Below are 22691 nucleotides of genomic sequence, written 5' to 3'. Positions count from 1 at the left end.
CAACAGTAAGTTACAAATAGGACGACATTAAAAAATATAAACGAAATATAAGCTACAAATCACTTATATTGTATTAATAGACAGGATGGTATCTTCAAAATCATCATTAGGTATTAGAGATTTACTCTTGATCCTTGCTTTATAATTGTAAATGGTATTCATAGAGTATTCTAAAATACTCGCAATCTTCTCGGTATCACTTATACCCAGCCTAATGAGTGCAAATATCCTGAGGTCTGTATTTAACAATTGTCCGGCATTTAGCTTCACCTGATGTTCCGCTGCAAAGAGTGAATTAAAGGCTTCTACAAAGTTGGGAAACAGGGTAAGAAAGGCTTTATCGAAATTCACAAACAACTCCTCCTTTTCCTTTTTCAAATTGATGTTGTTAACCAATTGCTGTATATCTTCAAACTTTTTGGTGACTAGTTTATTGTTTACAGATCGCTTAAACCGATCAAGCTTGGTAATGTATTCTGAAATGAGGTTAAAATAGTAGCCGATATATTCTTCTTTAATCTTATCTGCTTCATTCAGTTTATCGATGGTTTGTTGCAGAGAAATGTTGGTATTTACAATAATTTTGTCCGCTTTTCGCAGTTTCTTCAATTGCCTGGAGATGATAAAGGCAAATAAAATCACAATCGCGGCAAGTAAGGTCAGTAGTGAAGCATAAATAAATAAAATACGTCGCTGTTCTTCTACGGAGTTGATCTTTTTTCCGGCAATAACCATTAAAATCTGACTAACCTGCATTTTGCGCTGCCTTGCACCATAATAACTAGCGTCGTTCATAGCCTCGTTTATATAGACATATGCATTTTTTATATCGCCCTTTTTATGCAGTAGCTGGGCCAGATTGAGCATTGCGGCAGCTTCCTTTGTGGAAGATTTAATATCGGCTATGGCGGCCATCTCCAATAATTTGATGGCCTCGTCATTCTCGCCGTTCTGAATATATATATCACTTAATGTTGATGCGGTAACCGCCAACTCATGATCGGTAAGCGGATAGTCTTTCATTAGCTTTTTTAATAACACAGCTGCCTGATCCCGTTTGCCAAGTTTTAGGTATTTTAATCCTAAATTATAAGTATAGCTGTAAGACTGTGGACTGGAGAGCGCTATAGCAGAATCGATGTAAATGCCAGCCCTTTTATTATAAATTGGCGCATAATAATTATCCTTATCATAATCTGCCAGATCGTAATAAGTACGTGCAGTAAGAAAATAATACTCTTGTTTCAAACTGTCAGGTAAAATTTTAACATCAACCGTATTTAAGGAGTCAAAGGTTTCTTTAAACATACCGGAAGAAAGCAGAATAAAGCCAAACTTAATCTTACCATCTGCAATTTTAACCGGATCATTTAGCAAGCGACCGGTGGCCTGCATTTTTTGTGAAAAAAAGAATGCCTTATCATAATTGAAGGACTTATATTCATGATACAGGGCGCTAAAGAGCCTATATTTTTCTGCAGGACTTAAATGCTCGTTTAAGGCCTGTTCCAATCGTGCGATCCGTTGCAGTTTATGTCCATCAAAGTCTTGCTTTTTAGTGATGGTTTGGCTTAACTGTTCCAGCGTATCTTCTGAAAGATTTTGAGCAAATAAAGGAACTGTTAGTGTTAAAATTAACAGAAATAGTAGACTTTTTTTCATAAGAGCTGAGCACATTTGGTTTGGTTCGTTTAGTTTGGTGTAAACAAATTAAGAAAATAATCTCTTCTACCTCCATTTTTATCATTTGATTAATACTTAATTAATTAAATACTATGAATTCTCGCTTTAAATTGTGAAAAGCTTTAGCTATAAGTGGGTATTTCAGGGAAAATGGCCGCTCGTTCCGTTTTCAAACTGACGCTCCATTCCGCTTCAAACTGACTCCTGATTCCGGAGCAAAGTGGCCGTTTTGGTTGTCTAGCCGCTTTTTTAGACTATAGCATCAAGGAATAATCTTCGAATTTAAGCGAAATTGGAGCCTCTAGGAAGCTCTTGTGATCAAAGGTATGGTGTTTAGTCCATCAGCCCTTCTGAGCTGCTTATATCACATTTTTTGAGATTTCGTAACTTGAGGTATCCAGAGGGTCTGATTTTGGGCTGTTTCTGAGTCCAGGATGGATTATTTGGTAAAATAGCTGAATCTAAAAAGCAGTTGGGAGGAGTTGTTGATATTTGTTTAGAGGGAAAGGAACAATATTGTATTTACTCGGCAATCCATTTGGCGGCCACTTTGCACTGAAATGGAGGGGTCATTATTGGGGTTCTCCGTCACTTTTGGTGAAAATCTGTAAAGTGACTAGCGATATCAATTGGTTAGCACCAAATCGTCGGAGAGAATAAGATTCCTGTCTATAAAATAATTATTTTTCATGTGGTTTCACCAAAAATGACGAAGAACCCTATCTGCCGAAATACAGAAAAAAATGGAATAATTTAAAAAATTATAGGAGCTTGTAGCCTCTGTAGAAAAAGATGCAGAGAAATTCTACACAGGCGGCAACAGCGCAGCTGGAACCAAGGTAAGAAAAGGAATGCTGGAACTTAAAAATGCAGCCCAGGCCATCCGTCTGGAAGTACAGAACCAAAAGAACAGTAAATAACACTCAGGTATTTTGGGAAAAAGGGCCGCTGAAAATTTCCCTTTTTTATGCCCTGACGATACTCCTGTTATCCGCAATACCAGCTTGTTAAAATTTGAAAAATCTTTACAATCTTTGTAAAGATTTTTGTATATTTGGGTATGCATATACTTCAGAAGCCCGAAGACGAAAAACACGAAGTGAGCGTAAGTCGGCTGGAGGATAGTGATTTTAGCAAAATAACGATAAAGCGTTATGCGTTTAAGTGGAAGGAATTTAAAGATCAAGCTGAGTTATATAAGCTGACACTGAAAGACGATATCTTAGGCTTAATGGCCTTAGTGATACATCCGGAAGAACAAAGAATACAAATCCTATTACTTGCCGTTTCAGTGGAGAACAAAGGAAAGGAGAAAGTGTTTGACAGAATTGCAGGCACGTTAATTGCATTTGCCTGCAGGGAAGCTTTAAGGGCATTTGATGAATTCCCCTGTGTCAGTCTGATCCCTAAAACAGACCTTAAGGAACATTACAAAAAAAAATACGGAATGTTTGACGGTGGGCGTCAGCTGTTTCTTGAAGGCTTACCACTCATTAAATTGATAAAGGAGTACATACCATGAGCATAAAAAAAATATTGACTGAACTTAGTCCTGAAGAGATCGTAGAAGCTTATGTGCTTCCCGTAGAGATGACGAAAGCAGAAAGCGCTGCTGCTGATGATGAGCTTGCTGCGGCAAGAGCCAAAAGAAGGGCACAGCAGACTTTTGAACAAAAGGCTTATGAAAGAATAATGTTACTGATCACTCGTCTGGATGATTATGTACACAGCCCTGATTATCTGCCTGAACTCAATTTTGGTTATGTTTTAAAGGAATACCTGGAACTTCAGAATAAAAAACAAAATGAATTTGCGAGAGAGATCGACATCAATGCCGGAGTGATCAATCAATATATCCATCACCACCGTATACCGAATGAAAGCATGTTCATTAGGTTTGAAATTCATTCCAGAAACCTGATCTCAGCAGTACAATTGCATAAGCTGGTCGAAAAAGAAAAACAATACCAGATCAGCAATGACATTGATTTAAGAAAAAGAGAAGCACAGCATGTTTCCAAGACATTGATCCTGGCTGGAATCTGATTTAAAGGAGGCTACTACCTCCTTTTTTATACAAGTTGTTCCTGCCCATTAAGTTTTTCTATTTTTCATATGCCATTCCTGCAAAACCTGCCTTTCATATCCCTCATCGCTTAATTGCTGAATCCCGGTTCGACAGAATGGTGATCACTTTCAGCCTGGTCTCGAGGTATTCCCCTTTGATCTTCGGGAACTTCTTTTTCAGTACACTGTCTACCGGCTGTATATTTCGGCAAATAGGGTAAAATTAAGCATTAACCCCTCCTCATTTTAATTTTGTTTCAAGCGTTCTTTTTTACTGCTTTTCGGTATTTTATTTTGGCTAAATGCGATTACACTGCGTTTTCAACCAAATTTCAGCACAGTGAGATTTATCATTAATTATCTCTGGAGGTTTGCTGAAATAACAAGGGAAAAATTATCTGAAATACCGCTATCTTTGGTAGGCAGTACAGAATACGAAAAAGTATTTGAGCTTGCTGAACTTGGCAATTTAACGCGAGAAGAAATGTGTGAATACAATCAAAGATTAAAAATAGAACGTGATTACTTTAGCGTGATGGAAAATGCGAGAGATGAAGGCCGGGAAGAAGGGGTTAAAAAAGTAGCCATCAAATTAAAAAACGGAAATCATGCTTTAAATTTTATTGCTGAAGCTACAGGGCTCACTATTGAACAAATAGAGTCTTTGTAGGGGGCCTAGAATAAAATCAACAGTTAATCCGTATCTTAACCAAAAGTTAATAAATTCAAAAACTCCTTACAGGAGGCTCGGTAATCCCTTCGTTTAAAGAAACCTTAAACAAGGAGACAACAGGGATCAAACAGGGACATAACAGGGGGATAACAGGGACAAATCCGTATCAACTCTCTACATCATCCTTGTTTCATCAGGGTTAAATCTACTGTCGTACTAAGAGAATACCAAACTTCAGCAAAAGAGCCATTACTATTACTAGAAACGGCTCTTTTATGATCGGCAAGAATATGGTTATCTTATTGAAATCCCCTATCTTCCAAAATCATCCTGCACCCTAACGATATCGCTTTCATCTGAAGGATTTTCGGGATCAGTATGCTGCCATATTTCAGAAACAATACCCCAATCTCCCAAACCGATTAAGCGATGACGTTCACCTTGTTTTAATCTAATCGTTTCTTTCGATACCAATTGCTGCACATGTCCTTCGTCATCAGTTTCATTGGTCATCACTCCAACCGGTCCGTTTACTACTTTCCAAATTTCTGCACGTCGATGATGATACTGCCATGAAAGTCTGGTTTTTGGAGCAACGATTAATATTTTTGGACTTAACTTACCTGAGATTTTCAAATCGTCAACATTCAGGCTATCAAAATATACATTCGCAAATTGTTGAGCCTGATCTTCATCAATTACAAAAAAACCACCCCATGGTCGAGTTTCATCACGGTTAACAATATTGAAGCCTTCCGTTTTTAATCGTTCTGCTACACTATCAAATAATTCTTTCTTCTGATCTAACATTTAATTTCGTTGGTTTATAATTCTTTTAAGGTTGATTGCGTAGTAAATACCACTACACTTTGTAGTATTGCTCCCAGCCCTTACGCGGCGGTGGACCGACAAGTAAAGCATTCGCAACTTTATTATTCGTAATGATTTTCTTGTTACGGTCAAATTCAAGCTTCGTATTTAATTTCTGAGCAAGTACCCCCAGACAGAATACCTGACTAAGTGGGCCTGCTACCGAAAATGGGGAGCGTGTTTTCTCCTCCCCTTTACAAGCTTGAAGAAAATTCTTAAAGTGGTTTGAAGGACTTTTAGGTACTTCTGGTAGTGAGCTAGCCATTGCTAAAGCTTTTTCCTCAGGAATAATTGATAATGTGCTACCATGAGATCCTCCTTTAAAAGTAAGCTCTTTACTGTAGATTATCTTTCCTGGATTTAATTTTGCCGGCTCAATTTTCCCTGTGCTCGGCGGCGGTATATTCGGATCTAAACCGGAAACACCATACCCTTTTGGAATTGGCGGTAAGTTATTCACGCCATCATACCAGTTGATATCCAATGCAGGCATATTACCTCTCTTTGGAAACTTAAAAGCTAAAGTAGTAGCTGTTGGATAAAAGAAATCGTTGTGCCCAGCTAACACCGGATTAATCTGATACGGCAAGCCCAAATCAAGGAATTCGTGAGCAGTATCCAGAATATGTGCGCCCCAGTCGCCAAGAGCCCCCATTCCTAAATCAAACCAGCAACGCCATTGGCCATTCACAAAATCTTTATTATAATTATGTCCCCTTGTGGCCATTTGCCAGATGTCCCAATCCAGTGTGTCCGGCATTGTTTGGGCTGCTGGGAAAGATTTCATATGGATATCCCATCCATGCCAGCGCCTTGCTGCATTCATATGCGCTGTTATTGAAGTCACATCCTTAATGATACCCGCTTCTTTCCAGGCTTTAAACTGAAAATAATTAGCATCAGAGTGCCCCTGGTTGCCCATTTGTGTAACTACCTTATCGTATTTTTTCGCCGCTTTCATCATGAGCTCTACCTCATTAAAAGTACGGGCCATCGGCTTTTCAACATATACGTGTTTTCCTAAACCCATAGCCATCATGGTGATAGGGAAATGCGAAAAATCAGGTACGCCAACGGTAACGGCATCTATCTGATTACCCATTTTATCAAACATTTTCCTGAAATCCTGAAAACGGGGTACGTTAGGGAATTCTTTCAAAACGGCCAATGTTTGTGCGGCGCCCATATCCACATCGCATAAGGCTACGATATTAACGAGACCAGTTTTGTACAAATCACGAAGGATTTCGGCACCCCTGTTTCCAATGCCAATACAAGCCAGGTTTACGCGTTCATTAGGGCTGGCAAATTTTATATCTCCTTTACTCATCCCCATCAGTACGCCTGGGGTTATCGCTGCCACAGCAGACAACATCATAGTTTGCTTTAAAAAATGTCGTCTTGAAAATTCTTTACTACTCATTTTAATAATCGTATAAGGTTTACATTCGGTGTTTTTTTTCTAAGATATGATTTTAAAGGCTTTTTAAATGCGCCAGACTTTTGGGAACCTGTTGCTTCACGCCTTTACTTTCATCTTCAATATAAAAATATCGAACAGCTGTTTTCTTAGCCGTTTTAAGTAAGTCGTTCATATCAATTTGACCAGTACCAAGGGCAACATTTTCGCCACCCGATTTCGGGCGATCCTTTAAATGCATCAATTTAAAACGTTTTGGATATTTATTCAGGTATTCAATTGGATTATACCCTGGCACCAATACCCAAAGTACATCCATTTCAAAAGAAACATATTTTGGATCAGTTTTTTGAACAAGATAATCAAACAGGCTTTCCTTAAAAAAGGCACCTCCGGGTACAAATTCAGGACCATGGTTATGATAACAAAAACTCAGGCCACTTTCTTTAAGCTTTTTACCAAAAACATTAAAATCTACCACTGCTTTTTTGATGATGTTTGAATCAATCGCATCCTTATGCGGGATGGATGGTATACGCACAAATTCGGCGCCTAATATCTTCGCCGTTTTGATTACATTTTCAGTATTATTCATGGCTTCGTACCCTACTCCATAGGTGCTGCAACGCATTCCACGCTCATCCAATAGTGCCCGCATCCGCTCAGCACTTAATTTAAATAAGCTAGAAAATTCAATATTGGTTATACCCATCGCTTTAATCATATCTAGCGTACCAGGCACATCTTGAGAAAAAGCATCTCTAAAAGTATAGGAAACGACACCAGGTGCTTCTTTTAAAAGTTTCCCGAAACGTTGAGCGAAAGATGATTGCCCTAAAATTGAGCACAGCATTAAACAAAAAAGGATTTTTTTCATGTGTTTATATTTGTTTGTATGTTATGACTAGATACTGGTTCGATTGATGTAATTCAAGCTGCAGGATCCGGAGACTATAGTTAATCTTACGGTATGTAAACTGTTTAGTGGAAAAGTCTTCGTCCCCAGGTCAAAAGTAGACCATACTCCATTTGTGGTAACCGGCAAATTCACTACCGGCAGGTCTACTCCATCAACCGAAATCTTAACCGATGCCGCTTGACTGGAAGAATACCTTAACTGGAATTTTGTATTGGCCAACAAAGGCAATTCCCTCCACTCCAGCCATTCATTAGCCTGGGTATTGTTCACATGCCAGCCCCCATTTGTATCTCCGTTTTTTACAATATCAATATCTCCGTCCCGGAACGTCCCGCCGCTATTTCCAACGCTCAAATCATGGTAAAAATCGCATCCTTCAGCTTCAATTTTTAGTACTGCCGGATAAGGATCATTTGAATATCGCCGTACAATATTGATGCGCTGATTTGGATAATCATAATAAGTCACATCCTTACTTCTAAAAAGGGCAGCATTCTCGGCACAATCCGTAAAACCTTCAAGTAAAGTCATCACTGCTCCTGCACCTTTTGTATTGTTCAGCGTATTGATCAGTGTCTCTCCATGATTGGCATCTATAAACATATTTGTTGTACCCTGCACCACCCTAAATCCAGGTACACCAGAGCCCACTTTTACGTTATTAAAGGTCCATAAAGTCCATGGGTTGGCCATCGTAAACCAATTGTCTACGGCATCAATAATTGCAGGATCATTGACTAATGGATCCCTATCTAACCATGTTTTATCCACAACCAGATAAGGATCCTGACCAAATGTTATATTAAATTGAGTACGTATATACTGCAAAATCTTTTTTAAATTGCCATTACCATAATTGATGGCCCAACTAGAGCCTACACCCCAAAAAAAGACGACAGGTTTTCCATTATACTTAAACCTTTTAGCATCAGGGATCTGCTGAAAAGCAGTTTTGATGTTATAATCCCAAATGTATTTGTAATTGGCGAGATCCCCACAATCAAATTTAGGGCTGCTATTTTGATAACCAAGATTATTATCGACATTTCTGTTAGCTCCCCAGGATGCAGGGCAATCATCAAATACTGCAATTTTAAAATTTCCTGCCAGGCCACGACGATCCATAGCCTGAGACAATAAGGCTAATTTTCTGGGATCACCATGATCGACATTTGGAAAATTAGGGCTGTAGCCACGACAATTCGCTGCAAAAAAATCCTGTCCACTATAAGCGAATTCCTCTACCAGATTGTCCCACCAGTCATTTTCAGAAGCTGAAGATTTGTACAATGGCAGGTTATACAATACATTCCCCGCTGCTGTAGGATTTGGTCCACCCCCAATGCGAATGGTATTGTTAAAACCAACGACAGAGCCTATAAACTCGGTTGGAGCAACTAAAGCGATACTATTTAAAGTCTCATTAGTTGAAATTTGCTGACTGGCTTCGATAGCATTTATTTTAGCACAGCCGCTGACCATCAAAACAGCCAGGCCAGCGGAGATAAATTGAATTGATACTTGGTTCATACGCTAAGTTTAAATTGTTAATATTTGGTTGCAGTTGATCACTGTTCCATCAAAAGAAGTATAGCGCGCTTAATTAAAGCTTAAAAAAGTATTAATATTTCAATTTATTTGTTTTTAAAATTTTGTGCTGATGCTAAGACCATAGGTTCTCGGGCTTCCCAAATGGGTGGCGCCAAAATCATAAGCATAATCTGCATATATTTTATTACCCAGGTTTCTGCCCCAGACAAAAAAGTCTAGTTTTTTTGAGGAAATACCGAATTTGGCGTTGAACAGGCCATAAGCTTTTTGCTCCAGCTTATTCTCCAGATCAAAATATTGTTTACCTGTAGCTGCCCACTCCCCTCTTCCAATAAGCTTTATATGGGCTTCAGCAGAAAGCTCATATGCATATTGTAAAGCGAGCATAGCAGTGAAATTAGGTGTAAATACCTGTCTGTTGTTATCCAGATTCAACACCTCATTCTCTTTCCCCAATTTCAAATCCGTGTATTTAGCATCGGTATAACCTAGGTTATAATCTATAGACAAGCCTTTTACAGGAATAGCCGAGATCTCTAACTCTGCACCTTTGCTCCTTAGCTTACCCGCATTTTTAGTTACTGTAATGGCTTCAGGAAGGATCAAAGTTGGCACCTGTGCGTCATTTACTTCAGTATAAAATACCGCAGCATTCACCCGCAAACGCTCATTAAAAAAGGTGTTCTTACTACCAATTTCAAAACTGTTGCTATTTTCTGGCCTATAAGTTACAAATTGGAGTGATTCTGTACTCGTTTGGTTGATACCACCAGCTCTGAAGCCTTTATTGTAACTGGCAAACCAGTTGCTATTCGCCACAGGCTGATATTTTAGGATTACTTTTGGCGAAAAAGCGTGGTAACTTTTTGAATCCCGCTCAAAATCCGGACTCGATGAAGGCATCATTCCATCCATGATAATTTCCTCAAAGCCATTCAGCTTTTTGTATTCATAATCGTACCTGAGCCCTGCTGTAGCACTTAACTGAGGGGTAATAGCATAGCCCAGTTGTGCGTAAGCTGCTACGCCCATATTTTTAGCTGTATGGGTAGCCAGGTTAGTAAAGTTAACAATCGGACTGCCATATAGCCCTGCGTCTTCACCGTAATGTGTACCTTGTTTTGTCGGACTATGTTGATAAAACCCATACAGGCCGCCAGTCCAATTAAACCTACTTTCTACCGCTGTCGACGAGCTGAATTTAAACTCCTGACTTAAAACCTGCACTTTGTTCCAGTCCTTGCCAAAATTGTTCTGTATAGCAACAATATCCAAAGGGGAAAAATCTCCATCAATAGGTGTTTTGTAAAACCTGTAGTTAGACTGATAAGCGGTCTGCGAAGATACATTAAGCTTACCTGTAACGTAATTAACAGCTAACGATGCATTTATTAAATTATCCACCATTTGGGCAATCGCATCCTGATTCACTTTAAAGGGATTGTCAAACGCGGCTTCCATTGAGCCTACCAATGGGAATGTCCCATTGTTCCGGTTGGCATTGTGCTTTACATTTAAAACCATCGACAGCCGATCATTTGCCAGGTATTTTAAGAAGTAACTCCCCATAATTCCGCTAAATTGATCAAAGCGGGCATTTGTAAACTCATTGGTATAGATCCCATTCTGTACATTATACATCCCGGTTGCCCCAAAAAACAGTTTATTCTCTATCAATGGCGTACGCAAACCAAGCCGATAACGCTGTTGTCCAAAGGTACCCGCATCTATTCCGGCAAAACCTGAAGTGGTATTGCCAGGTTGCTTTGTAATGATATTGATGACACCACCCATGGCATTTCGGCCATATAAAGTACCTTGCGGACCTCTCAGTACTTCGATCCTTTCTACATCCAGTAAATCCGAAATATAGGTATCCAGGCCAAATTGGTTTACCCCATCAACATAGGTGGCAATTGCCGGATCGTATGAGGTGCTTACTATTCCGCGTACTGATACCACGTTCCTGCCGTCGCCCGGATTGCCTGCATACAGATTAGGTATAATGGTACGAATGTCCCTAACGTTCCGGATGCCATAGGCTTCAACCTGGCTAGCCGAAATTGTAGTTATACTAAGGGGCACATTGTTTATGTTTTCAGCACTTTTTTGAGCAGTAACCACCACTTCATCCAATTGCTTATCCGACGCGATGAGTTCTAAATCAATTTGAGAAAGTGTGTTATTGACAACAATTTCTTTTATGGATGTAGCGTAATCCGAAGCGCTAACCTGTAGGTTATACTTTCCGAACGGAATATGTCCAAGATTAAAACTACCCTTCGAATTGGTAGAAACACTATAATTTGTATTGAGTAAATGAATTGCGGCACCAGCAATAGCATTTCCCTTTTGGTTATGCACAGTTCCTGTTAATCCCGTTACCTCCTGAGCATGTAAGCCAACCTGGAATAGTAAAAATGCACACAATAGATAAATTTGTTTAATCATTATATTTTTTAATATAGCATGTAGTGAATAGAAATCCGTTCACCTAAATTCGTTTTTTCGATTAACAAAAGCATAATAAAGGGTTAATAAAACATTTGACGCTTAAATAACTTCAAAAAAACTAACATTAAGTCTTCCCATTAACTAATTATTAATACATTTTTAATTAAAGGATCTTACATTAGAGAAACCAAATTAATTAATGTATGAGAAAAAGAATTCTTTTAACAACCCTATCCATTGTCCTTTTCGGGATTATAATCAGTAACTCAGCCTATGCCCGAAAGCAAAAAGTTCTGGTATTTAGTAAAACGCTGGGCTTCCACCACAACTCAATTAAGCAAGGAATTGATGCGATCCAAAAACTTGGCTTAGCCAATAAATTTGAGGTGGATACAACCACAAATTCCACCTATTTTAATGATAAAAATCTTAAACAATATGCCGCTGTAATATTTTTAAGCACTACCGGCGATGTATTAAATAATGAGCAACAAGCTGCTTTTGAAAAATACATACAAGCTGGCGGGGGATTTGCTGGTGTGCACAGCGCCACGGATTGTGAGTACAACTGGCCTTGGTTTGGAAATTTAGTAGGCGCTTATTTTGCGGGTCATCCTAACCAACAACAAGCTACTTTAAACGTTACAGATCGCAAACACATTTCGACCGGACACCTACCTGAGCAATGGAAAAGAAAGGATGAGTGGTACAACTTCAGAAATGTAGCGCAAGGATTAAATGTATTGATTTTTATAGATGAGAAAAGCTATGATGCGGGCAAAAACAAAATGGGAGACAACCATCCGATCGCCTGGTATCATAAATATGATGGCGGACGTTCTTTTTATACCGGATTAGGCCATACGGAAGAATCCTTTGCAGAACCACTATTTCTCCAGCATTTGCTTGGTGGAATTAAATATGCCATGGGCCGAAAAAAATAACATTCATTTAAGACCAAACTTATGACTCAAATTCATACTTCCAAATTATTCTGGGCAAGCTGCCTGGCTTTATTAGTTACTTCGCTCTCTTTTGGCATACGTGCCGGAATGATGAACCAACTGGCTATAGATTTTCATTTAAGTGCCACCCAGCTTGGCACCATTACAGCAACTGCATTTTGGGGTTTCCCTTTGGCCATTGTTATCGGTGGCTTCATTGTCGACCTTATCGGAATGAAACGCCTTTTGGTAATGGCTTTTATTTTTCATCTTGTGGGCATCGCATTAACCATCTTCGCTCAAGGATACTGGACTTTATTTTTCTCTACCTTACTTATTGGCATCGCCAATGGAACTGTAGAAGCAGCTTGCAACCCATTGATTGCAACCTTATATCCCAATAACAAAACGACACGTTTAAACTATTTCCATTTATGGTTTCCAGGTGGTATTGTAATCGGCACGCTACTGGTTACCCTTTTTATATATCTGGGTTTGGGCTGGAAGCTTCAAGTCGCCATGATGATTATTCCAACATTAGTTTACGGATACTTATTCTCTAAACTGGACTTCCCTGTTACAGAAAGAGTTTCTTCTGGATACACCAGTTCAGATATGTATAAAGCGGTACTATCGCCCCTATTTATCTTTATGTTCGTTTGTATGTTTGGTACCGCCATTACCGAATTGTTTACCGGCCAATGGATTGGTTTATTACTTAAAAATGTAACTGACAATGCAATTCTATTGCTTACCCTGACCACAGGAATTATGGTGATTGGTCGTGGTTTTGCAGAGCCTGTAGTGCATCGTCTGGCACCTCAGGGTGTATTGCTCCTTTCGGCCATATTCGCGGCGGCAGGACTTTATATGCTCAGTACATTCAGTGGCAATTCCGTTTTCTTTGCTGCTATCATTTTCGGTATTGGGGTTTGTTATTTCTGGCCAACTATGATCGGCTTTGTCGCGGAGAATATTCCAAAATCTGGTGCATTAGGATTAAACCTGATGGGCGGCGCGGGTATGTTTGCCGTTTCTATATATACAATCTTCATGGGTAGTTTTTACGACAACCTGATTGTTAAACATCTACCAGACGGCACAACGCTAGAAAGCGCTACAACAGCTACGGAAAACTCTTCCGCTGCATTAGCACTAGCCGAGGCCAAAAACCTTGCTGGTCCTGAGGTGTTACAAGCCACACTTGTTATTCCAATTGTACTTATTATTGCATTTGGCGGACTGGTTATTTACATGCGCTCGAGAAATAAACAGTCTGTGAACAGTGATTCATATCAACGCGCATAATTATTTATCTTTTTTTTACCGGTAAACTGGGTGTATCATAAATTATGATACACCTTTTTTTATACGATCGTCATCCTGAATTAATAATGCTGACTCTTTTTGCTTAAATCAAATAAATTGATAATTAGATATTAATCTTGCATTTTAGAGAATTAAAGCCACCTTAATTAATGCTTTATTATTATTTTATTAATTGGGCACCACGTAATTTATGAAAGATTAAAACATGCCAATGTGATAATCTAAATAAATAACCAAATAATAAATTTCAAAAAGCAAAACTGTGTATGACCAAAAACCTAACCTATTCAACCAACCGATCCGGCTTATTTACTTGCCTGCTAAAATATAGCCTGGCAAATTAATAAGATCTGGCAGAAAAAGACTGAAGGCCTTAAACCAGCCTGTTTTAACCAACATAAACCAAACCTTCATGAGCATTAACAAGCATTTTATTTTAAAACAGCTAGTCTGTTTTACATCAATACCCTTAACTCCAGTTTTCAATATGGAGCTTAAAAAACATGTATCTAAACTTAACCGAAATGAAAATAAAGATCTATAAATATCATCTGATCTTACTCCTGACTTTCGTTATCGGAGTAGCTCATGGTCAGAATAAGCAAATCACCCTTAAAGGTGTAGTTGTTGATAAAACTCAGCAACCGATTGGGGGAGCATCTGTAAGCATCATTGGCGTTGCAGATCAAAAAGGCACTATAACGGATGCAAATGGAAAATTTAAAATCAATGCAACTATTAATTCGACGATAAGAATAAGCTTTATAGGCTTCATTACCCAGCAAATTGGGATCAAATCGGATGCGGAATTAAAAGTTGTGTTGCAAGAAGATCCAAAAATCCTGAATGAAGTGGTAGTTGTAGCCATGGGAATTAAGCAGGATGCCAAATCTTTAGGCTACGCCAGACAGAGCATCGATCCAACCTCAATGACTGAGGCCAGGGGAAGTAGTTTATTGGACATGCTCGCTGGTAAAGTTGCGGGGATGCAGATCATTTCCGGAGGCGGCCCAGGTGCATCAACACGGGTAGTGCTAAGGGGTAATAACTCGCTGACTGGAAACAACCAACCCTTGTTTGTAATTGACGGAATACCCGTACTGAATGGATCAGGAGAAAATGGTGACCTGGATTTTGGTAGCCCGGTGAATAACATTAATCCTGATGAAGTAGAAAACATTGAGGTATTAAAGGGTGCAAATGCCGCAGCTTTATACGGATCCGATGCCGCAAATGGTGTAATATTAATTACCACAAAAAAAGCAGGTAGAAAACAGGGACTCGGTATCAGTTATGGCTTTAATGCCATGTTTGGACACCTATACAACTTCCCTACCTATCAGAACATTTACGGTGCAGGTCAGGGTAACGCTTTTAAAAGAGAAGGAATGAATTATTTTGGAAACTCTAATAACGGTGTAAATTTTAATCCTGATTTACCTTACGGAATATGGAATCCTAATATGGGAAACCAAGATCAGCGTTCCTGGGGTATGCCGATGCTGGGATTTGATGTTGTTGGTAGAAATGGTGTAGTGAAAGAATACACACCACAACCTCAAACCATCGAGAACATGTATAAAATCTCTAATACCATTACCAACAGTTTTGCGGTCGATAAAGTTACCGACGTGTTGAGTCTGAGGTTTTCATATACCGGGCAAAAAGCAGATGATATTCTGGAAAATTTCAATATCATGAGTAGACATAATTTTAACCTCAGAAGCACAGCTAAAATTACCGACTACCTGGATATTGATGCCAATGTGAGATATATTTATGAAAATACGGACAATAGAGGCTACCGCAACGCTAGCAATAGAAACCCATTGTATGTGATGGCCAACTTGCCAAGAGATGCTTCTTATGAGGAGTTGGTGCCCTGGAAACAAGCTGGTGGTATGCCCTTTAACTTCAATGGTTTTGTAAACCCATTTTGGTTGTTAAATGAAACACCGAACCAGGACGACAAAAGTTCGCTTAACGCGGGCCTGACTGCTAACATCAGGTTCAACAATTTATTAAGACTGAGATTAGTAGCCTCAACTGAAATGCAACAAGGAAAGGGCTGGGATCTTACGAATTTATATAGCCCTTGGGACGTTGATGGTGAATACAATAAGTGGAATAGAACCAGTACCAACAACAATTTCAACGGTTTATTTTCCTTTAACAAAAAGATTCAGCAAGATTTTACCCTTAACTCGAATCTTGGCGCATCCATACAAAATATCAAGGCCGATAAATTATCGAACAGGGCTTTCATGCTGATCACCCCGGATTTGGCAAGCATTGCCAATGCCAAAGGACTTATTGGCGTTACACCGGAGCCAGAAAAGAAGGACAAACAAGCCATTTTTGGAATGGGTAATGTTGGATACAAGAACTGGGCATATTTAGAAGCTACAGCACGTAATGAATGGTCAAGTGCTTTAGATCCAAAAAACTCTTCTTACTTCTACTATTCATTCAGTAGCAGTTTAATATTGACCGATGCACTTAAAATAGATAAAAAAGTACTTTCATATCTTAAATTGAGGGGCTCTTTTGCCCAGGTTGGAAATGACACCGGTTTTGACAGGCTCTACAGCGGATATTATAGAGCCAATGACGGCACTTTCCAGGGTATCCCCTATTTTACCGGCGAGGACGTGCTGAAGAATCCAATTAAGCCAGAACAAACCCAATCATGGGAATTTGGAGCAGAAATGAAACTCTGGAACGGCCGTGTGAACGCGGATGTAACCTATTACAACAAACATACCAATGACCAGATTGTGGAGGCCGATGCACCATTAGCCAGTGGTTACCGTAGAACGATAATCAACGCCGGTGAGATTCAAAACAAGGGATTGGAAGTAAGTTTGATGGTTAACCCGATTAAAACAAAATTCTTTAACTGGAATACAACATTCAATTGGGCCAAAAACGATTCAAAAGTACTCTCCCTGAATAATGGTGTGGCCCGATATGAGATGGCCAGCGGTGATAACATCAAACTTTATGCAGAAGTTGGAAAACCTTATGGTGTTTTCTATGGCAACGATTATAAGCGGAATAGTGACGGCGCAATTTACGTTGGCGTTGACGGAAAGGCTAAGTTTTTGCCTGATCAGTATTTGGGTTCTATACAAGCCGACTGGTTTGGAGGCTGGCAAAATAGTTTCAGAGTTGGGCCAGTTGATATGGGTTTTATGATTGACTTCCAGTCTGGAGGAAAAGTATGGTCTTATACCGCATTTAGAGGTGGTATTGATGGCAGTACCGTCCAATCTTTAGATGGACGCTATGATGCGTTGGTATCTGAACTGATATTGGGAGAAAATGGGGATGAAAGAAGAGGATTTCTTCAGCCGGGAAACACGATTAAAGCAGGCGCCAATTACCTGGAGAGTTATGTAGCTTATCCAGATGGCTTTCGTCCAAAAGGAGTTCAACTGGGTAATACGGTATACGATTCATCTGTTGGTTCATTCTGGGCAGAAAAACCTTCTATGGCATGGGTAGCTCCAATGGACCACTGGACGCACAACAGTGGTTCTAGTGCTGCCAGGTATATCTATGATGCCTCTTATGTTAAATTAAGAGAAGTAACCCTTGGCTACAGCCTAAAAAACACCTGGTTTAAAGGAACTCCGGTTAAAGGAGCCAGGATCGCATTCGTAGGCCGTAACGTAGCCATATTATATCAGAACACACCAAAAGGCTTAGATCCTCAAGCTACTTCTACAACAGGCAATGCCCAGGGATTCGAGAGGGGATTCAGTTTACCGATGGCAACCTGGGGATTTGATGTTAAACTATCATTTTAAAAAATACGATAATGAGAAAAATAGCTTATATATTATCTTTCATTTTCTTAGGAGCTGCCTTTCAAAGCTGTACAAAGAATTTTGAAGAAACCAATAGAAATAATAACAAGGTCTATTCCGTAGATGCCAATGACATTTTTGCAGGTACAGTTGTGCGTACCATGAAACTCATTCAGGAACTGAATTTCAACAAATTGATGAACTTTTCCAGATACGCAGTGGTTGGTTTTGCTACAAATCCATCCCAGGATATCGGAGATAATTATTTCAGTCAGTTTTATGTGGGGATCCTCCGGGACCTGCTGAAATTAGAAAAAGATTATGCTGGTAAACCAGAATATGCCAATCGTTTGGCTATCGTAAAAACCTGGAAATCTTATGTATTCTACATGATGGCCTCTATATACGGCAGTGTGCCAATGAGCGACGCTTTAAGTGTTGCTGGCGAAAATAAAATCAACTTCAAATATGATTCAGAGCAGGAAATTTATACGCAAGTCCTAAACGACCTTAAAAATGCCGGGGATCTATATAGCAGCTCAGCTACTTATCCAAACGACCTGATACAACGTGACCCAGTATTTGGCGGCGCTACTTTTGGAAAATCGAATCTGGTAAAATGGCAAAAGTTTACCAATACCTTGCGTTTAAATGTTGCCATGCATGTACAAAATATATCCATGGATTTGGCCAGAGAACATGCAACTGCAGTAATGAACGATGACTCAAAATTAATCTCTTCATTAGATGAGATGGTTAAATTGCAATGGGGTAGCGACGAGTCTCTAAGTGCTTCTTATTATTACACCAGATTCATCAAGAATGTGACTACTTTCAGTGAAATGACCTACCCTGCCCTGGGCGAATATTTTTCGACTTACCTGTTTTCTTATAACGATCCTAGAATAGGTGCTTATGCTATGAAAGCGAATGTAATGGCGCCAGCCGGGACAAGACCTATGTTATATTCGGACACCTTAACCCGTGCGCACCTCAAATTCTGTACACTTAAGGACTGCCCAACTTTTGCGGCACACCAGGCTGATGGTAAAAATGCCAGCCGGGTCGATTCTATCCTTGTAGAGTATGCAATGCCGTATGTACCACTCCCTGAATTAAATAGTTTGGCTGCAGGTTGGGAATGGGCTTTTGTACCTGGACAAACTTATCGCTATAATGATCCCTTGGGTAGCAAGAATAGCCCTTACAATTTCTCTTTTGTGCATACCGATTTTGTAAAAGAGAATGCCAGCATGGTCTTACTAAATTGGGCCGATACCTATTTCCTTAAAGCGGAAGCCGAAATGCTCTTTGGTTCGGAAGGAAAAGCACAACTATACTACGAACAAGGTGTTAAAGCTTCTTTTGCACAATATAATTTAGGAGGCGTAGACAATTACCTTGCACAAAACGGCATAAAATGGAATACTGACGGCAAAGGATTTGCGGACAGACGCTTATTATACCGTGCCAGTATCCGTGGAAAAGGTGGCCGCGACAATCACCTGGAACAAATTTATAAACAACGTTACATAGCGGATTATTTAAACTGTTTAGAAGGCTGGAACCTGGAACGCAGGACACGCGCACTTCGTTTTCCACCATTTTTGGCCAATGGTGGCAGCAGTGATGTAGAAGGATACAATTCCGTTTATAATTACTGGACCGAGCGTTTTGTGTATCCAATTGTAGAGCAGAGTAAAAACACTGAATCCTACTACAACGGGATTGAAAACCTAAAAGCAGTAAGTCCATATTACAGGGGAGACAGATGGGGAGATAATGTTTATACTTCCCTGGGTTTTGCAAAATTGAACCCCGATCTCATCTTCGCCGAAAGAATATATGGTGGCAATAAAATCATCAAACCTAATTGTGAGTATTTCAATAAGAAATACGGTAAAACCTATGAGGAAGTTGTAGCAACCGCAAAATCGATGACTGGAGAGACAGATGAAAACATTGCCTTAACCAAGGCTTTCAGTTATAACTTCAGGTCACTTTTGAAGACCTATATACCTTAACAGCTTAAAAAAATAGAGATTATCTACATAGAAATAATCATGATGAAAAGAAATATTAACATGGTACTGACAGGATTGACCATAGCCCTTATGGCCAGCTCCTGTAAAAAAGACAAAAGTCCGTCCATAGAAGACTATCCATTAAACTATACGATTCCAAAAGTTGCTGTCAGTTCCGACATTCCGGTTGGCGCCTATGTTTATGATCCTTCTGGGGCCTTGATAGCTGATGAAATTAAGTGGACGAGAATCACAGAAACATATAATACAAGTATTGGAAAGCTAGGGCCAAATGTTCAGCCGACATTGGGACGTTACGAATTGAAACCTGTAATAGCAAGCGTTAGCCGTTTGGATTCAATCGCAAGATGGGCCAGAGAATCCAAAATCGATTTTTTAATCACTCCTCCAATTAGGGAAAATGGAAATGTCTTATTTCCGAATAACCTTAATGGTACAGATTCCTTATTGGTAAACATGTTTGCGGAACACAATACTGTGCTTCCCTCAGTAAATATGGGCGAGATGAAATACGCCATATCAGTAGACATCCAAAATTTTAGTGCTGGATTGAGCAACAACCTGCTTTTGGAAGGTGCTCCAGCTACGGTAATCAATGTGAATGGACAAAATATAACCGTTAGCCGCGAACAGCGCTTATATAACTTTTTGCAACGGATTTCCCTTTATTTTAAAGACCTAAACTATTATCATTCCCAGGGTCGCCCAGTGCTGGTCTTTATAGGTGCAGATAAATTGTACACTGAAGACAGTAAAAAGGTGTATGACAATATCCGTAGCGTTATTAAAGAGCAAACGGGAAAAGATGTTTACATCATCGCCCGTCAGCCGCAATGGACACCATCTGCACGTTTTGAGTATTTTTTTAATAAGGGAAAAGTTGATGCCGTGAGCATGGATAATATGTGTAATGTGGGCGGCGGTGCCACTGGCTGGGATAGAAGTTATTTGCTAAACAGATTAATTAATGAGAATTATAAGCTGAATAAGGACTATCTGTCTAAAAATTTCGGTATTGATTTTATTCCATCGGTATCTCCATCTTATACCACTTACATCAACAACGCCAACCCGGACTATAGCGCTCCTACGATCAGAAAAAATGAAAATGATTTCAGAGAACGTTGTAACGTTGCCAAGATGAACTTAGGGAATAACCGTATGGTACTTATTGAATCGATGAACAATTGGACATGGGATTCACAAATTGAGCCGACAGTATCTAATTACGGAGAAGGATATGGAAGCAAGTATCTGGATATCGTACGTGAAGAGTTCAAAGTCAAATAAAAACAGTTTAATTATAATCAATTATGAAAAGAACATCAATATTCAGCTTAATACTCCTGATGATTGTTTTGGTAAATTGTTCAAAAGACCCCAATCAGGCACCAGATAAACCCACCATAACTCTTGAAAGGGATGTTTATGAATATCTAAATACCGACAGGACAGGAACTGCAGTTATTACCGTTACAGGAAACATAGAATGGACCGTCGAAACGCTGGCAGAGCAATCCTGGTTCGGTGTGGTTAAAAAAGGCGATCAGCTTGAGTTTTCCATGGAGGAGAATGCCAGTCTATATGACCGGGTGGCTAAAGTTAAAGTCAGCAGTACCGACAAAAGTTTAAGCAAAATCATCGTAATTAAACAGCACGGAAATACCCCGACTCTTATTGTTGATAAAACTGCGTTGAAATTCCTAAACCCTAGTGACAATGCGACTGTAGAGATCAGGAGCAATATGTCATGGTCTTTAACTTCTACCGCAGATTGGTTAACCTGGGAGATTAATGGAGACCAGGTAAAACTGATCGCTACAGCAAATCCTGCTGAAGGTGAGCGCAGCGCAATTGTTACGGTAAATGCGGACTCTCCAATTTTCAATCAGACTATCACTGTTACGCAAAAAGGTACTGTAGAGTTTGATATCAACACAAAAAACGTTCAGTTTACCAAAGATGGCAGTTCTGTAGACGTACTAATCACAACCAATCAGCAATGGAATTATGTAACAAGTACGGCCCCCTGGTTTACTGTGGTAAGAGACGGAGGTAAACTAACGGTTACTGCTCCTAAAAACAACTTTATCGATCAGAGCGGAACCATTACGATTACTTATGGAGCCATTAATGTTGTGGTTAGTGTTAAACAAGCTGGTATTACAACGGGAAATGAACTGGACAAACAGGTTTTAATTGCGATATACAATTCAATGGGCGGTGCCAATTGGACAGGTACCAAATGGAATATTACAGCGCCATTAACAGAGGCTACGGCAGCTGCGAGCTGGAGTGGAGTAGTTGTAGCGAAAGTGAACGGTGTTGACAGGGTAAGAGCATTAAATTTCGGAGGAAAAAACCTAAAAGGGCCTATCCCGCCACAAATTGGTTTCCTAAGTGAGGTGGCTACAATTGATATGAACAACAACAACCAGCAGCTAACCGGAACAATCCCAGCAACGATGGGTAATCTGGCCAATCTTACCGCTTTGACATTAAGCAGATCTGGTCTGACAGGTACGATTCCTGTTGAATTTGCAAATCTGACCAAATTGACCTCGCTTCAGATGCATACCTCTAATTTTATAGGGCCAATTCCGGCTAATGTTTTCAGCAAAATGCCAAACCTGAATTCATTAGAATTGAGGCTTAACAATTTTACAGGGCCATTACCGGCAGATATGGCAACCCACCCTAAAAAGGCGAGTTGGAATTTTGCCAATATATGTCCTCAAAACACAGGATTTGGTTTTACAAACTGTCCGTTATAAAGAGAGCTATATCCTCCGCTGAGGATTGAATCATCTTTAATTAAATGAAAACGACCTGTGAGTTTAACTCACAGGTCGTTTTCATTTAACTGCCAGTCGTATTTATGCTGGTCTCGGCCCTAAACGTTTCCGCACAGCAGCAAAACAAAT

At 39.6% G+C, this 22691-nt stretch carries 15 protein-coding genes and 1 pseudogene; 10 read left to right on the top strand and 6 right to left on the bottom strand.

Annotation, left to right across the window (positions count from 1 at the left end):
- Window positions 1–63: 63 nt before the first annotated feature.
- Window positions 64–1662: a DUF6377 domain-containing protein gene (locus FBD94_RS04595; RefSeq protein WP_225874605.1), complete on the bottom strand. Its 1599-nt coding sequence runs from the start codon at window positions 1660–1662 to the stop codon at window positions 64–66.
- Window positions 1663–2450: 788 nt separating this feature from the next.
- Between FBD94_RS04595 and FBD94_RS26225 the strand changes: the two are divergent.
- From FBD94_RS26225 to FBD94_RS04570, 4 genes and pseudogenes are all read left to right on the top strand, one after another.
- Window positions 2451–2603 (top strand): annotated as a pseudogene (locus FBD94_RS26225) (histone H1); the annotation flags it as partial.
- Between the two features lie 140 nt (window positions 2604–2743).
- Window positions 2744–3205: an N-acetyltransferase gene (locus tag FBD94_RS04585; protein WP_136879291.1), complete on the top strand. Its 462-nt coding sequence runs from the start codon at window positions 2744–2746 to the stop codon at window positions 3203–3205.
- A complete protein-coding gene (locus FBD94_RS04580) occupies window positions 3202–3729 on the top strand; it encodes a helix-turn-helix domain-containing protein (protein WP_136879290.1) in 528 nt (175 codons plus the stop codon). The genes FBD94_RS04585 and FBD94_RS04580 overlap by 4 nt, the downstream gene beginning before the upstream one ends.
- A 361-nt stretch (window positions 3730–4090) precedes the next feature.
- Window positions 4091–4420 (top strand): hypothetical protein, encoded by a 330-nt coding sequence (locus FBD94_RS04570; protein WP_136879289.1) that lies wholly within the window; start codon window positions 4091–4093, stop codon window positions 4418–4420.
- 315 nt (window positions 4421–4735) lie between these two features.
- Here FBD94_RS04570 and FBD94_RS04565 read toward each other — a convergent pair whose 3' ends face one another.
- From FBD94_RS04565 to FBD94_RS04545, 5 genes are all read right to left on the bottom strand, one after another.
- Window positions 4736–5233, bottom strand: a complete 498-nt coding sequence (locus tag FBD94_RS04565) for a cupin domain-containing protein (protein WP_136879288.1) — start codon at window positions 5231–5233, stop codon at window positions 4736–4738.
- Window positions 5234–5285: 52 nt separating this feature from the next.
- Entirely contained in the window at window positions 5286–6716 is a 1431-nt protein-coding gene (locus FBD94_RS04560; RefSeq protein ID WP_136879287.1) for a Gfo/Idh/MocA family protein, read from the bottom strand.
- A 52-nt stretch (window positions 6717–6768) separates the two neighbouring features.
- Complete coding sequence (locus FBD94_RS04555; RefSeq protein ID WP_136879286.1) at window positions 6769–7590, bottom strand: sugar phosphate isomerase/epimerase family protein; 822 nt, start codon at window positions 7588–7590, stop codon at window positions 6769–6771.
- Window positions 7591–7617: 27 nt separating this feature from the next.
- Entirely contained in the window at window positions 7618–9162 is a 1545-nt protein-coding gene (locus tag FBD94_RS04550) for a DUF5010 domain-containing protein (protein WP_136879285.1), read from the bottom strand.
- Window positions 9163–9276: 114 nt separating this feature from the next.
- Window positions 9277–11634 carry a TonB-dependent receptor gene (locus FBD94_RS04545; protein WP_136879284.1) on the bottom strand — a complete coding sequence of 786 codons (2358 nt, stop codon included), beginning with the start codon at window positions 11632–11634 and terminating at the stop codon, window positions 9277–9279.
- Window positions 11635–11840: 206 nt separating this feature from the next.
- Between FBD94_RS04545 and FBD94_RS04540 the strand changes: the two genes are divergently transcribed.
- The 6 genes from FBD94_RS04540 to FBD94_RS04515 all read left to right on the top strand — a co-directional run bounded on the left by FBD94_RS04540 (window position 11841) and on the right by FBD94_RS04515 (window position 22541).
- Window positions 11841–12581: a ThuA domain-containing protein gene (locus FBD94_RS04540; protein WP_136879283.1), complete on the top strand. Its 741-nt coding sequence runs from the start codon at window positions 11841–11843 to the stop codon at window positions 12579–12581.
- A gap of 21 nt (window positions 12582–12602) precedes the next feature.
- A complete protein-coding gene (locus FBD94_RS04535; RefSeq protein WP_131606923.1) occupies window positions 12603–13889 on the top strand; it encodes an MFS transporter in 1287 nt (428 codons plus the stop codon).
- A 545-nt stretch (window positions 13890–14434) separates the two neighbouring features.
- A complete protein-coding gene (locus FBD94_RS04530) occupies window positions 14435–17722 on the top strand; it encodes a SusC/RagA family TonB-linked outer membrane protein (RefSeq protein ID WP_205945838.1) in 3288 nt (1095 codons plus the stop codon).
- Between the two features lie 11 nt (window positions 17723–17733).
- Window positions 17734–19746, top strand: coding sequence for a SusD/RagB family nutrient-binding outer membrane lipoprotein (locus FBD94_RS04525; RefSeq protein ID WP_136879281.1), 2013 nt, complete (start codon window positions 17734–17736; stop codon window positions 19744–19746).
- Window positions 19747–19785: 39 nt separating this feature from the next.
- Window positions 19786–21057 (top strand): glycoside hydrolase family 71/99 protein, encoded by a 1272-nt coding sequence (locus FBD94_RS04520; protein WP_136879280.1) that lies wholly within the window; start codon window positions 19786–19788, stop codon window positions 21055–21057.
- A gap of 23 nt (window positions 21058–21080) precedes the next feature.
- Window positions 21081–22541, top strand: coding sequence for a BACON domain-containing protein (locus FBD94_RS04515; RefSeq protein ID WP_136879279.1), 1461 nt, complete (start codon window positions 21081–21083; stop codon window positions 22539–22541).
- The last annotated feature ends 150 nt before the right edge of the window (window positions 22542–22691 follow it).

The sequence above is a fragment of the Pedobacter hiemivivus genome, assembly GCF_005144565.1.
In the GTDB taxonomy this organism is placed as follows: domain Bacteria; phylum Bacteroidota; class Bacteroidia; order Sphingobacteriales; family Sphingobacteriaceae; genus Pedobacter; species Pedobacter hiemivivus.
Note: the sequence above shows the minus strand (reverse complement) of the source record. Positions and strands in the feature narration are given on the sequence as shown.